We start from the raw sequence: 14,331 nt of genomic DNA, 5'->3' as shown, positions 1-14,331 counted from the left end.
ACGCAAAGCGTTTTTTAACTAACTATAGTAATTACGAGCTACGCTCGTCGCGTCAGCAAGCTAAACGCCTACAGGTAAAATTAAGCTCAGTGTTAAACTTTGCATGTAGTCGCCGAGCTTGCTCGAGTGAAAAGCGCAGCTTTTAATATGTACAAAACTATTTAAAAACAAAAAACCAATGCTTAAATTAAACATTGGTTTTTTGTAATAACTAATAAATTTAGAATAGATTTTGAATTAAAAAAACGCTCATTTCATTTACTTACAAGTGTTTTTTAAGAAACTCAGTTACCTCTTTGTATTGTACTTTTAAGCTTTCAGGATCATCAAAAAAATGTGTTCCATCATCAATTTCGACATACTTTATATCTAGATTTCGCTTTGCTTTATCATAAAAATATTTTGATTGTCGATAGTCAACTCTCGTATCTTTTGTCCCATGGATAAGTAGGAGAGGAGCTTTAATTCGGTTAATCATATTGATTGCCGAAACCTCAGATAATGCATCAACGGCTTTACTATCAGTCATATCAACAATATTACCTAGATAAGCATCTTGTCGTTCTTCATCTTCAACCAACTCTTTTAGATCAGATATTCCAGAAATACTAATAATGCATTTAAAACGATCGGGCTCTTGCCATGCAGCTGTTAATGCAACATAACCACCATAACTTGCGCCATAAATACATGCATTATTTTTTGATGTTAATCCAGTTTTAGTAGCCCAATCCATTGCATCATATACATCTTGTTGCATACGTTTACCCCACTGATAATAACCATCAGTTTCAAAGGCACTACCAAAACCTTCTGAGCCTCTGAAGTTCACTTGCAATACCGCATAACCTAAACTAACTAAATATTGAAGCTCTCGATTAAAGTATTTGTAGTCTCGACTATGAGGTCCTCCGTGAGGCATTACAATTAGCGGAGGTGCTTTAATGCCTTCTGGTTTTGTAAAATAGCCTGAAATTTTAGCTCCATCGCTCGCTTTAAAGCTATAGTTTTGCACTGGTACAAATTTATTACGTGCTAAATAAGGAAATTTAGATAACCAAGCGCCGCCCTTCTTTGTGTTTAAATCAAAATAATAATAAGTAGGGCTGACTGAATCACTTATTACATTTACAAGAATTCGTGTTCTATCTTTACTGCGGCTAACAATACTAGCTTGCTTATCACCAAATAAATTAGTAACCATACGCTCTTGCTTACCGTCTACCTCTGAAAAATAATGGCTTTTGTAGAAATCATCATAGTAGCCAACCCCTATAAAATCGCCCTCACTATTAACGATTGCATTATTTATATCGTATTTGTCATTGCTATAAACAAGTTCTTCAAACTCCCCTGACTCGATGTCATATGACCATAAGGCTTGTCTGTGTAATACACGATCAGACAGGACGTAAGCTTTTGTACCATCTTCATTAAGGCCTTGGATGGAGAAAGTGCTGTCTTCGCCCAGAATATGGGTATGAATCATTTTTAATGCTTCATCTTTCTTTGCTCGATACCATATTGAAGCAATAAACTTATCATCTTTTTTATCAATTGCGATCCCCAAGCGTAAAACTCCCTTAGGGTCTGCATACCAACTTTCAATATTTTCTTTATTCCTCTGAATTTTATCAAAACTAGAATCACCTAACTCAACTTTAAAAACAGAATAAGCTTTATCTTTTTCATCAAACGTTGACACTAACGCGAAATCTGGCTCATTTTTAAGTGAGGAAACGAGTCTAAAACTCTGATACCTATACCATCTATATTCAGAAAAACGTCGCGTAGTTAGCATTTTACTTTCATTGGTTACAACATTAATGGCGTATAACCTTGAAACTCTCACGTATTGACCATTGACATATTCAGGGTAGCTGGCGGAAACAATGATATATTTATTACCTGACCAACGAATAAAATCGACTCTGTCTTGATCTTTTTTGAGACTTGCTAATATATTAAATTCGATGCTAGGAAATTTAGCCAAGCTGATAGTAGGACCTTCAGCAGTGTTGTAAAGTGTTGCTATCATTTCTCCATTTGGCGATATTTGAGGCTGCTCTACCATTGGAAGTTTGGCGTAGGACTCCCAAGGTTTATCTTTTGCATGAACTACAGATGTAGTTAATAAAAAAAATAAGAGTGTTATTTTTATCATTTATCTCTTCCTTAAAATCTAGTAAAAACTTTTTATTATATTTAATATAAAAATAACAAAGTTTACCGAAAAAACATACAAAGGAAGTACTTAATTTATTCCAATAAAAAACCGATATTTAAATTAAACATCGGTTTTTTTAGTAAAAGCGAATAATTAGCTGCTTTTTTTCGTTGGGTTTCGCTTCACTCAACCCAACCTTGTATCTCTTCTTGATGAGTGTTTAGCTAGCACTTGTCACATCGGGAAGACAGTGAGCTCGTACCCAACCAGAGTGTGAAAATGCTGTGACGTAGATTGAGCCCTGACTTCCTAACCTCCATTAAACTGAATGGTATCCTAGCGCCCCAACTAAGGGTGACGCTGCATGTACAAGGGGAGTAGATAGAGATGAAAGCTTTTATTGGCATTGATGTGGGTAAAGAAAAGTTAGATATTTCCTGGCTACGCGATTTAGTCAAAAGTAAAAAGAAAACGAAGATTTTTAAAAATAACCCGAAGGGCTATCAAGAGTTAGTTGCCTGGTTGATAAAGAATACAAATTTAGAAGCACAAGATATTGTTATTACAACAGAGCCCACAGGTGTTTATAGCGAGCCGCTGATGTATTTCCTATATGAGCAAGGATTTATTTTATTACATGTAAATCCTGGTAAAGCAAAACAGTACGCAAGTTCATTAGGGCTTGTCCATAAGACAGACAAGTCAGACGCCACAATGCTTGCTCGTTATGGTCATGACCAACAGCACTCACTTTTAAGTTGGCAGCCTGAGCCTGTTGAAGCGAGAGAGTTAAAAGTAATGACGCGTAGACTTGAAGCACTTGAGCAAGACTTACGTCGCGAAGTAAATCGTTATGAAGCTGTTGGTTTCTCAGGTGCATCTACTCGAGTTACTCAGTCAATTGAAGATATGATAGCTGTACTAAAAACTGAGATGGGTAAGCTAAAAAATGACATTGATGAGCATATTGATAGACACCCACAATTAAAAAAGAACCGCCAATTGCTTCAAAGTATCAAAGGTGTTGGAGAGGTAATATCACGTATGATGGTGTCCTTGATGGCATGTAAACAGTTTAAAAATGCCAAGCAATTAGCTTGTTACTTAGGCTTAATACCTAAGCTTAATGAGTCAGGCAAACGGGCTGGAAAAACAACCTTAAGCAAAGAAGGGCCTGGGTATATAAGGGCTAAATTGTATATGGCTGCTGTAGTAGCTGTACAACATAATCCAGATATAAAAGCCCAAAATAAGCGATTAGTGGAGCAAGGTAAAACAAAAATGCAGGCAATTGGTGCTGCAATGAGAAAGCTGACACATATCTGTTTTGGTGTTGTGAAGAATCAAACTGAATATCAGCCCCAAGCTATTTAAAGAAAGCTTGAGGCTGATTAGAAGAGATGGTATCTGCGTTACTTACCAATCGCTTCTTTGGCGAATAGATGCTTTATTGGGCCTAGGTTATCAACGAGTGATAGCCCTACTCCGCGAATAAGCTTTTTAACCGGGTTTGCGCCTTCAAATAACTCTTTGAGCCCTTGCATCATGGCTATGTGCTTTTGTGCGTCGAGCTTGCGGGTGCGCTCGTAATCACGAAGTGTGCGGGTGCTTGCAAACTCCTTACTATCGCTTGTTAAAAGCTCAATTAAATAAGCCGCATCTTTTAGGCCTAGGTTCATACCAAGCCCTGCAAGTGGGTGGATTGTATGTGCAGCATCGCCAATGAGTACCACTTTGCCTGAAACCCATTGTTGGGCGTAGCGCATTTTAAGTGGGAAAGCTGCGCGCGCACTTTGCACTTCACATAGCCCGCATTGTCCATCTATTGCAGCCATAACAGCTTTATTAAAGGCACTGTCGTCCATTGCAAGGAGTTCATCGCAGTGGTTTGGGCTGGTAGACCACACAATTGAATGGGTGTTGGCATCGCTTAATGGTAAAAACGCCAGTGGCCCTGTTGGTAAAAACACTTGGCGCGCGGTGTTTGCATGTGGCTCTTTGGTTTTAACCGTAGCAACTAGCGCGTGGTGGTCGTAATCTTTAAAGCTAAGCGCCATATTAAATTGTTTACGAATAGCCGAATTTGCGCCATCGGCCGCCACCAGCAGCTTAGCAATAATAGGCTCGCCGCTTTTAAGGGTTATAAATACGTCGGACTCACTTTGGTGTATTTGCTGATACTCGGTATCAAACATTAGTGTGGCGCTTGGTTGCTGCTCTAGCTCTTTTATAAGTGCATAGCGAATAATATCGTTTTCAACAATGTGGCCTAAATGTTCAAGCTCAAGCTGCTCGTTGTTAAAGGCTATTTTACCAAAGCTGTCGGCATCACGTACGTCCATATGTGTATAAGCGCACGCTCGCTGTGCGATAATTTCGGGCCATACGTTTAATTGCTCAAGCAAGGTTTGACTTGCAATGCTTAGCGCACTTACGCGCAAACCATATTCGTCAGTTGGTAATGCTTGTGTTGATGTAGCGTCAATCACAACGACGCTTATATCGGCTTTTGCCAATCCAAGTGCCAGTGTCAGCCCTACGCAGCCGCCACCTACAATACAAACCTGTGCTTGCTTCATAAACGCCTACCTTGTTTAACTTGCCCCATTAACTGCTTGGCTAATGGCGCTTTTAATGTGGGAAATAAATCCATCGAAAACAACCCAATACTGCGCCCCAATGCGAGCACTCGCGATGAGTTCGAAAAAAGCCTAACCAATGCATCAGTTAAACTCATTACGGTGTTTATATCATCACTGCGCTTTTTTGAATATTCACGTGTAAACGCATAGCTGCCCAAATCGTGTTGGCTATTTGCTATTAAATTACTAAGTACTTGTACGTCGCGAAGACCTAAATTAAAACCTTGCCCTGCAATAGGATGAATAGCATGTGCAGCATTACCAATAACCACTGTACGGTGCGCAGTTAAAGATTCGACTTGCCCGTAAACGAGCGGGTAACTCGTGCGCATGCCTACTTTAGTAAATTGACCTCCGCGATAACCAAACGCGCTTTGCAGTACACTTATAAAGTCTTGCTCATTAAGTGCCATGTGTTGTTCAATCTGATCTTGACGCATACACCATACTAACGAATAACGGTTATTGCTCATGGGTAATAACGCCATAGGCCCGTTTTGTGTAAAGCGCTCAAATGCATGATTATTATGCCCACCAGCCACTTCTACATTAGCAATAATAGCGCCTTGTTCATAAGGCTGGGTATTAAAACCAAGCCCGAGTAAATTGCGTGTTGGTGATTGTGCGCCATCAGCAATAACCAATAGTGCTGCATTTAATTGCTCGCCACTTTGTAGAGTGAGTGTATTGCTATGCAAAGTTTGCTCAATGGCAGTTACGCTATCGGGGCACATAAGCGTAATATTTGACTGCGTTAAACGTAGGTGAAGCGCTCGGCCAAATGGATTTACTTCTACTACGTAACCAAGTGAGGGCTTAGCAAATTCGTCGCAATTAATGTGCGCTTTGCCAAAGTGGCCTCTATCAGACACGCTCACTTTTTTGATTGCTGCAGTGTAAGGGGCATTTTGCTCAAATAAATTGAGGCTTTGTAAATACTCTACCGATTGCTGAGCAAGTGCAATGCTTCTGTCGTCAAAGCTTGGGTGGTAGTCGCCGGTTACTTGATTCGCTTCTACAACGGCAATATTTAACGCGGGATTAGTTTTAGCCACACTTAATGCGCAGCTTGCTCCCGCTAAACCACCGCCAATAATAACTACATCAAACTGCTTAGCCACTTTACTCTCCGAGCTTTATACGTTTTTAGCACTTTGCATAAGTGCTTCTATATCGCTAATTTTTTTAGGCACGCTTAGGGTCAAGTTTTCATGGCCGGTTTCGGTAACTAGCAAGTTATCTTCGATACGGATACCAATGCCTTTATATTTTTGCGGTGCGCTTGAGTCTTCGCTTATATAAAGCCCTGGCTCTATGGTGAGTACCATGCCGGGTTCAAATGCACGCTCAACGTTATTTACTTTGTAATCGCCAACATCATGTACATCTAAACCAAGCCAATGCCCAAGCCCGTGCATGTAATATTCTTTACACGCGCCTTTTGCCATTAGCTCGTCAAAGTCGCCGGTTAAAATACCTAAATCGAGTAAACCTTGGGTCATTACTTCCATTGCACGTTTATTAGCATGCGACATGTAACCACCTGGTTTTACTTCATCAAAGGCAACTTCTTGCGCTTTAAGAACAATATTATAAAGCGCGGCTTGCTCTTCGCTAAATTGTCCATTTACTGGAAAAGTACGGGTAATATCGGCGGCATAACCTTGCAGTTCACAACCAGAGTCTATAAGTACTAGGTCGCCATTTTTTAATACGTCGCTATTTTGTGTGTAATGTAAAATATTGGCGTTGTCGCCACTACCAACAATTGTGCCGTACGCAGGATGTGGAGCGCCATTAATAGCATAATGATGATGTAGCTCTGCTTCTAGCTGATACTCTGTGGCACCCGCATGCGAATAACGCATGGCACGCATGTGCCCTCGCGCACTAATTTCACAGCCTTCTCGCATAACATCTATCTCACTTGGCGATTTAAACAAACGCATTTCGTGAATAAGGCCGCGTATTTCTTTTAAAGTACTCGGTGCTTTGAGTCCTTTTCGAGAGCCACTTCGAAGTGTACCTAGTAACGAAAATACTTTGGTATCAAATGAAGAATAAGCACCTTGTGCAAAATAGATCGCATTTTTTGCATTTAGCATATCCAGTAGCTTATCGTTCAATTCACTTAGCGGGTAAGCTTGATCAAACAAGTAGTCACTTTTAGCTTTATCAAAGCCAACTCTGCGGCCATGCCAAATTTCTGCAAGCTTGTCTTTATCTAGGCAAAATAAAGTACAGGGTGCATCGCTGTTGTTACATAGTACGAGTACGGCGTCGGGTTCGTTAAAGCCAGTTAAGTAAAAAAAGTCGCTATCTTGTCTAAATGCATATTCGGTATCGCGGCTACGCGTCACTTCGCTTGCAGCGGGAATAATAGCAACGCTATTTTCATCCATTTGAGCAAGTAAACGCTCGCGGCGTGCTTTAAATTCTGACTTTTGTACTTCAACCATTGTTAACCAACCCGTTTTACTTTTTTAAAAGTGAATGCCTAATGAAGTGTTTTTTTAGTGCTTTGCGTGCTCTGCTCTTTACCAAGCTCTGCAAAACAAAGTAGTGCTGATACGCGCACATATTCAATCACTTCGTGCAGCGCTTGGCTGTCTTCTTCGGTTTCTTCAAAAGTGGTATCTAGGCGAGTGATTTCGCTAAAGTCAGTAATAACTTCTTTAACATCGCTTGATAGCTTACCGTAGTCTTTTTGCTTTAAACCAAAACCAAGCATAAAACCTGCTACCCATGATACGAGGCCATTAGCCTGATCGATGAGTGTTTCGTCGTCGCTTGGTAAAAATAAATCAAACTGAAATTCATCATCATTAAAGCTCGCGACTACTTGCTTATAAATAGTGCCAAAAAACTGCTTTAAATCGTTACTAAACGATTCACCATCGTTAAACACATCGCTCAAAAGACCTAAGTATTCTTTGTCGTCAATGGTTAAACCACACGCAAGTAAACCACTAATCACACCATGCGCTTCGGCAGGTGATACAAATATTTCGTTTTTTTCTAAAAGCAGTTGAGCTTTTTCGTAATCGGGTAAATCGTTCATAATCGAATCTTCGCTTTGCAAGTTAAGGCAATGCTACCACTCGATAAAAAGCAACTCCAATTAATTGTATGATCAAGCTCAAAAACCATGCGATAAAGTAAATGACGAGTTAAAGGTGCGGAAAAACTAAGCGAACGGTTTAATTTTTTGCGTTTGGGGTTTAAGGATTGGATTATGTCTTATATACTTAAATTGTTCCCTGGGATATCGGAGCTTGGTTAAGTCCCTGAGCCGATAAATTTTATACCAGGATTTCTGTTCGTCTACTATTGTGCAAGCTTGGCATGTACCGAGAAGCCTACGGTAAACCGCAGATTTCCGCCCTGAGACCTTCTGGTTTCAGGACTGAAACCGGGTACCATATCTTGGGGAACACCTTTCTTAAAGCTTAAAATTAAGCTCTGCGTATACTCTTTCTTTTCTTGTTAAACCTAAATTTTTGTTAATTCCTACAAAGTTAAGCAAAACATTGCTGTAATCATTCTAGCTTATTAAAACAAGCACCTTTAAAATAAAAAAACTGCAGGTAATTACTTACCTACAGCTTTAATTATCACAATGTTTTATTTGAAAAACTATTTAACCTGAACTCAGGTTATTTAAACCAACCTTGAAAACGCTCCATTAGCATGTAGTTTATTGGTACTAGTAATAGAGTAATGAAAGTCGCAAAAATAATCCCAAACCCTAAGCTCACCGCCATTGGTATTAAAAACTGTGCTTGAGTCGCTTTTTCAAACAGTAATGGCATTAAGCCAATAAAGGTCGTTAAACTAGTTAGCATTACAGGGCGAAAACGCGATGCACCTGCAATTTTTATAGCATCGAGAACTTTTCCACCTTCACTGCGCTTTTTATTAATAAAATCAACTAGTACAAGCGAGTCATTTACTACCACCCCGGTTAGCGCAAGCATACCGAGTAAGCTCATAATAGTTAAGTCCATGCCCATAATCCAATGCCCTACTACAGCACCTATCATGCCAAATGGAATTACACTCATTACTATAATTGGCTGTAAGTAAGATTTGAGCGGTATAGCTAGTAATGCATATATAATGAAGAACACAAACACAAGTGCCCAAGCCAACGAACCAAACGACTCTCGTTGCTCTTTAGCCTCACCTTCTAGCTTGTAATCTACTCCAGGATATTGCTGCATTAATTCATCTAAATACTCCGTTAGGTCAGCCTGAAGTATTGTCATGTTGGTGTTATTTTTTTCGATATCTGCTGTTACGTTTAATGTGCGGTAACGATCTATTCGATTAATAGTTGATGGACTTTGCCCAGCAGTAAGTGTTGCCACATGCGATAAAGGCACAGAGCCACCATCAGGTGTATTTATAAGTATGTTTTGTAAATCGGCTACAGAGCGGCGCTCGTCTATAGGTAGGCGCACCATTACACGTACATCGTCCCTGCCTCGCTGAATACGTTGTGCCTGCGAGCCAAAGAACGAGTTACGTACTTGCCCTGCTACATTAACTCTATTTAAGCCCAGCGCTAAACCTTGTTGTGTAAGCTCTATTTGTAACTCTTCTTTACCGTCGGACATACTATCAGCAATATCAAATACTGTTGGGTAGGTCGATAAACGGGTTTTAATATGATCAGCCACGTCTTGTAAAATAGTCAACGAAGTACCGCTAAGCTGAACATCAATTGGGTCTGAACTTCGGCCAATTTCGGCTCTAAACGTTAAACTTTCAGCGCCTGGGATGACACCTATTAAATCGCGCCATTCGCTGGCAAGTTCTCGTGATCCTATATCTGATTCACGCTTTTCAGCTGGTGTAATTTCAAAGCGTACAGAGCCTGAATTAGATACACCACCACGCCCGCCTGTTGTGGCTAATATATTTAAAATAACGCTTTCACCCGTATCTGAGTCGCGGTATTTTTCTTGTAATTGCTGCGCCTTTTGCGACATGTCAATTACGTATTTATTAGTTACTTCAAACGGTGTACCAGTTGGTAGTGTTAAGTTAACGCGGACTGTTTCGCTTGGTATACGCGGGAAAAATACAAACTTAGTCCAACCGCTGGTGATCATGGTTAAAATTATAACAAATACACCAATAAACAAGCTTACCGAAGCCAATTTATGGCGCAGCGCTAAATTTAAAGTGGGTTGATAATATTTTAAAATCGCGTTTTCAAATCCATCTGCAAAACGCTGTTGAAGAACATCAAGCTTTGAAGGCTCACCTTTTTCATGGCGCAGTTTTATATATTTTAAATGTGCTGGCAGTACAAATTTAGATTCAATTAATGAAAACAGTAATACAGGTATAACTACTACGGGTATTTGGGCAAATAAAGCACCACGCGCACCTTCAATAAAGGCAAGAGGCAAAAATGCAGCGACGGTAGTTAATACACCAAAGGTTACTGGCGTTGCTACTTCTTGAGTTCCTAAAATTGCAGCTTGCTCGCCCGACTTAGCTGTTTTTAGGTGGGTATAAACGTTTTCGCCGGTAACTATGGCGTCATCAACAACAATCCCCAATACCAATATAAAGCCAAATAAACTCATAATATTAAGGGTTACGCCAAAAATAGGCATCGCTATAAACGCGCCCATAAACGAAACCGGAATACCAATAAATACCCAAAATGCAATTGCAGGGCGTAAAAACAAAGTAAGTAAAGCCAGTACTAAAATACCGCCTTGTAAAGCATTGGTAGTAAGGGTCGAAATACGGCTTTTAACAAGTTCTGAGTCATCATCCCAATAGCTCAGTTCAAACCCCTGTGGTATTGAGCTTTGTTGCTCTTTTATATAGTTTTTAACATCGTCAGCAACGGTAATTGCACTTTGTGGACCAATTCGATATACGTCGATAAATGCTGCTTGCTTACCGTTAAAACGAGTACGTACTGGTGTTTCTTCAAAGTCGTCTTTAATTATCGCTATGTCGCCTAAACGAATAATCGTGCCGTCTGCTTGATTTTTAACAACAATATTGGCAAATTCATCTTTACGATATGCTTGCCCTTTAGAGCTTATAAGTACGTCCCCCCCTTCTGTTTTTAAGTTACCAGCAGAAATATCTGAACTTGAGTTAGAAATAGCACTCGATATTTGTGCAAGGCTTAAATCGTACTGGCGAAGAACGTCCTGGCTTACTTCTATAGCAATTTCATAATCACGCACGCCACTTAGCTCTACCTGCGTCACATTAGGTAAACGTAGAATTTGATCGCGTACTGTTTCTGCGTATTCGCGGGTTTCTTTTTCGCCGTAGTCACTCGATACTGTAACCGCTATAACCTCACGGATTCGCTCAGCAAGCGCTACTATCGGCTTTTCGGCATCAGCAGGAAAAGTATTAATTGCGTCTACACGACTTTTTATATCAGCTAAAAGCTCACGAGGGTCGTAACCGCTTTCAACCTCTATTGTTACAGAGCCGGAACCTTCAGAAGAGCGACTAAATATTTGCTTAATGCCTTCTAAATCTTGCACGGCTTCTTCTATACGAATTGTTACGCCTTGCTCTACGTCCTCTGGTGTTGAACCACGCAAGCTCACGTTTACACTTATCATGTCGGTTTCAAATGAAGGAAATACCTCAAGCGGTATTTTACTCGATAGACTAAAAAGCCCCGACAGTAACAACGTTACTAGCAGTAAGTTAGCAGCAACATGGTTTTTGGCAAACCAAGCTATCATGGTTTATCTCCTTGCTTTGCTGCACGACGTTTTTTCAGCTCATCTACACTAATACCCAGCTCTTTCGCTTTTTGTTCAAGCTGCTCAGGAGATGGGCGCTTTCCTTTACCTTGCCCATTAGCTCCGCGGCTTTTAGGTTGCTCTGCGCTTTGCTCTCCTAAAATCCTTACCGGAGTCCCAGAACTTACTTGCCCAAGTGGAGTAATGACGAGTTTATCATTTGGGTTTAATCCCGATTTAATCATCGCTTGTGTCGCATTTTGCCAAGCGAGTGTAATGTCTTTACGCTTAAGTACGCCCTCTTCAACAATGTAAACGTAGGTTCCTTGATAGATTGTACTGTTAGGGATTATAAGTGCGTTAGACACTGTTTTACCGGTAATTTGCGCCTTTATGTATTGCCCTATTTTTATTGGGTATTGGTTATTAGCTGTTGCTTTGTATGGGTCGTTAATTTTAGCAACTACATAAAGCTGTTGTGCGCCTTCATCAATGGCACCTTCAGTACGTGCCAGCTGCCCTTGCCACGTTTGCTCGCCCACTAAGTCTGAGGTAAATTTTACAATTGAACCCGCTTGGTTTTTAGCACCATCGCGATATTGTTCTGGTAAATTTACAAACGGAAGGTCTTTATTTTTAATTGGTAAACGAATCTCAACGCTATCGATTGCGTAAATAGTGGCAAGCTGGGTATTGTTAGTAACAACTTGCCCTAAATCAACACTACGGCTGAGTATACGCCCGGCGTATGGCGCCGTTACTTTAGTACGCTCTAAATCAAGCATTGCTTTTTCAAGTACTGCCTGCGCAGATAAAACTTCAGCTTCTGCTGCGGCTAGTTGTGGTTCACGCAGTACTAGGCTGCTTGCCTGATTTGAGCCACCAAGACGCTTCCAATCTGTGATAGCTTGTTGCCCACGCGCTTTCTCTTCCAGTAAGCCTTGCTCTGCGGTTAATAAATTGGCTTGAGAAGATTTAACTTCAGCTTGGTGATCTCTATCGTCTAGCTTTAAAAGGACATCGCCTTTTTCAAAAAAACCGCCTTCTCTAAAGTCATCGCTTACTTCAATTATTTGCCCAGATGCCTGAGCAACTAATAAACTTTGTGTACGTGGTTTGACCGTACCGTAGCTATCTATCATCACTTGGTAGTTTTGTGGTTTAAGCTCAAGCGCAGCTACACTTATTGATACTTTAGGAGGTGAGCCAAAGCGTTTGGCCTCTGGCGGATTACCTTTGATAAACATAACAATTAAAATAGTGGCAACAATAACCACCGCTGGAATAATAATTTTTGCTGTTTTAGTTTTCATCGTTATTGCTCTTTAGTTCACTTGAGGGCTTTGCAAAATCACCACCAAGGGCAACATGTAAGTTAATTCTGTTAGCTATTAATTGGTTTTTAATTTCGATTAAGGAGCTTTGCGCATCGAAAGAGCGATCTTGTGCATCAAGCACGGTAGTGTAAGTTACCAAGCCACTTTGATATTGCTCAAACGATAACTGCTCTGCTGCAAGTGCATTTTCTTGCGCTTCGAGGGTGCTGCTATATTGTGATTTAAGAGACTGCTGCTGCGAAATGGCATTTTCTACATCACCAAATGCATCGTAAAGCGTTTGCAAATAAAGTTGCTCTTGCTTTTGAGTATTAAGACGCGCTATTTCTTCATTCGCTTTTAAGCGTCCACCTTCAAAAAGTGGCGCAGAAATACTTCCCAATAACGACCATGCAAGGCTTGATGGAGAAAACAAGTCGCTTACTCTGTCAGTGCTATCACTTAAGTTTGCTGTTAAGTCTAAACTTGGAAAGCGTTGTTTGTGCGCATACGCCAATGAAGCGTCAGTAGCTAGAAGCTCATACCAACTTGCTCGCAGCGTAGGTTTACGTGTTATAAGCTCTGAAGGTAAGCCCAATGGAATATCGGTATTAATAACGGGTAAGTCGCTACTAGCAGTAATAGCGCCTTTTGGGTATTCACCTAGTAAACGCTCAAGTACACGTGCTGATGCCGATAGGTTCGCCGTTTGAGTAGCAATGCGAGATCGTTCATTATTAAGCTCATTACGGGCTAAATATACATCGAGAGCTTCATTTATACCTTGGCGGTAGCCTGACTCAATAATATCCAAGCTTTGCTGTGCGTTGGCTTCACGGCGTTTGAATAAATCGAGCAACTGCTGTGCACTTACTACATCAAACCAACCTGCTACTACATCAGCAACGAGTTGCTGTTTAGCCTGTTCAAACCGTGCTTGCTGCGCTAAATAGTTAAGATTAGCTTCGCGCTTTGAGTCAGAAAGCTTACCCCATAAATCAACCTCGTAAGTTAAGTTTAAACTAGCTGAACTTGCGTTGTCATAACTTACTGGGCGGTTGTCTTTACTGCGACTTGTACGCGTTGATAAATCGAGGCTTGGCCAAAGTGCAGAGCCCGATACTATAAGCTGTTGTTTTTGGATCTCTACATCGTAGCTAGTTTGCAAAAGCTGTTGGTTGTTTTTAAGTGCTTGTTGTACAAATTTGTTAAGCGTAGGATTTTGTAATTGTGTAAGCCATTGCTCTTGTACTTTTAATACCGAGCTTGATGCTTCTTGCTGCCATTGCTGTGGCATATCCTTAGGGGCTTGCATACGCTGCGACGAGTTAAAATCACTCGCACAGCCGCTAAGCAGCATCACACTAATTGCCAATAGGGTTGGCTTGCATTGCCAAATCATAATTAAACCTAAATTACTGCTATTTATGAACGTAATTCAAGCACTTTGGCAACTTTTGCTCAAC

Annotated in this window: 9 protein-coding genes and 1 other RNA gene; 2 read left to right on the top strand and 8 right to left on the bottom strand. The window is 40.6% G+C overall.

Annotation, left to right across the window (positions count from 1 at the left end; genetic code table 11):
* Positions 1-262 precede the first annotated feature (262 nt).
* Positions 263-2,164 (bottom strand): alpha/beta fold hydrolase, encoded by a 1,902-nt coding sequence (locus tag WNY79_RS10250; protein WP_342875799.1) that lies wholly within the window; start codon positions 2,162-2,164, stop codon positions 263-265.
* 390 nt (positions 2,165-2,554) lie between these two features.
* Here WNY79_RS10250 and WNY79_RS10245 point away from each other — a divergent pair, with 390 nt between their 5' ends.
* On the top strand, positions 2,555-3,541 hold the full coding sequence (locus WNY79_RS10245; RefSeq protein ID WP_342875798.1) for an IS110 family transposase: 987 nt from the start codon (positions 2,555-2,557) through the stop codon (positions 3,539-3,541).
* Positions 3,542-3,579: 38 nt separating this feature from the next.
* Here WNY79_RS10245 and WNY79_RS10240 read toward each other — a convergent pair whose 3' ends face one another.
* From WNY79_RS10240 to WNY79_RS10225, 4 genes are read right to left on the bottom strand one after another with little or no spacing between them, the layout of a single operon-like run.
* The gene (locus tag WNY79_RS10240) at positions 3,580-4,746 is read right to left on the bottom strand and encodes an FAD-dependent monooxygenase (protein WP_342875797.1); all 1,167 of its coding nucleotides are present in this window, start codon (positions 4,744-4,746) and stop codon (positions 3,580-3,582) included.
* Complete coding sequence (gene ubiH, locus WNY79_RS10235; protein WP_342875796.1) at positions 4,743-5,930, bottom strand: 2-octaprenyl-6-methoxyphenyl hydroxylase; 1,188 nt, start codon at positions 5,928-5,930, stop codon at positions 4,743-4,745. The genes WNY79_RS10240 and ubiH overlap by 4 nt, the downstream gene beginning before the upstream one ends.
* Positions 5,931-5,945: 15 nt before the next feature.
* Positions 5,946-7,268: a Xaa-Pro aminopeptidase gene (pepP, locus tag WNY79_RS10230; protein WP_342875795.1), complete on the bottom strand. Its 1,323-nt coding sequence runs from the start codon at positions 7,266-7,268 to the stop codon at positions 5,946-5,948.
* A 38-nt stretch (positions 7,269-7,306) separates the two neighbouring features.
* Positions 7,307-7,870 carry a UPF0149 family protein gene (locus tag WNY79_RS10225; RefSeq protein WP_007587323.1) on the bottom strand — a complete coding sequence of 188 codons (564 nt, stop codon included), beginning with the start codon at positions 7,868-7,870 and terminating at the stop codon, positions 7,307-7,309.
* Positions 7,871-8,063: 193 nt separating this feature from the next.
* Between WNY79_RS10225 and ssrS the strand changes: the two genes are divergently transcribed.
* Positions 8,064-8,246: non-coding RNA, 6S RNA (ssrS, locus tag WNY79_RS10220), on the top strand.
* Positions 8,247-8,465: 219 nt separating this feature from the next.
* On the opposite strand, the gene WNY79_RS10215 is transcribed toward ssrS, so the two are convergent.
* From WNY79_RS10215 to WNY79_RS10205, 3 genes are read right to left on the bottom strand one after another with little or no spacing between them, the layout of a single operon-like run.
* Positions 8,466-11,549, bottom strand: coding sequence for an efflux RND transporter permease subunit (locus WNY79_RS10215; RefSeq protein WP_342875794.1), 3,084 nt, complete (start codon positions 11,547-11,549; stop codon positions 8,466-8,468).
* The gene (locus WNY79_RS10210; RefSeq protein WP_342875793.1) at positions 11,546-12,862 is read right to left on the bottom strand and encodes an efflux RND transporter periplasmic adaptor subunit; all 1,317 of its coding nucleotides are present in this window, start codon (positions 12,860-12,862) and stop codon (positions 11,546-11,548) included. The genes WNY79_RS10215 and WNY79_RS10210 overlap by 4 nt, the downstream gene beginning before the upstream one ends.
* Positions 12,852-14,267 carry a TolC family protein gene (locus WNY79_RS10205; RefSeq protein ID WP_342875792.1) on the bottom strand — a complete coding sequence of 472 codons (1,416 nt, stop codon included), beginning with the start codon at positions 14,265-14,267 and terminating at the stop codon, positions 12,852-12,854. The genes WNY79_RS10210 and WNY79_RS10205 overlap by 11 nt, the downstream gene beginning before the upstream one ends.
* Between the last annotated feature and the right edge of the window lie 64 nt (positions 14,268-14,331).

This window comes from Pseudoalteromonas sp. AS84 (assembly GCF_038900255.1).
Lineage (GTDB): Bacteria > Pseudomonadota > Gammaproteobacteria > Enterobacterales > Alteromonadaceae > Pseudoalteromonas.
Note: the sequence above shows the minus strand (reverse complement) of the source record. Positions and strands in the feature narration are given on the sequence as shown.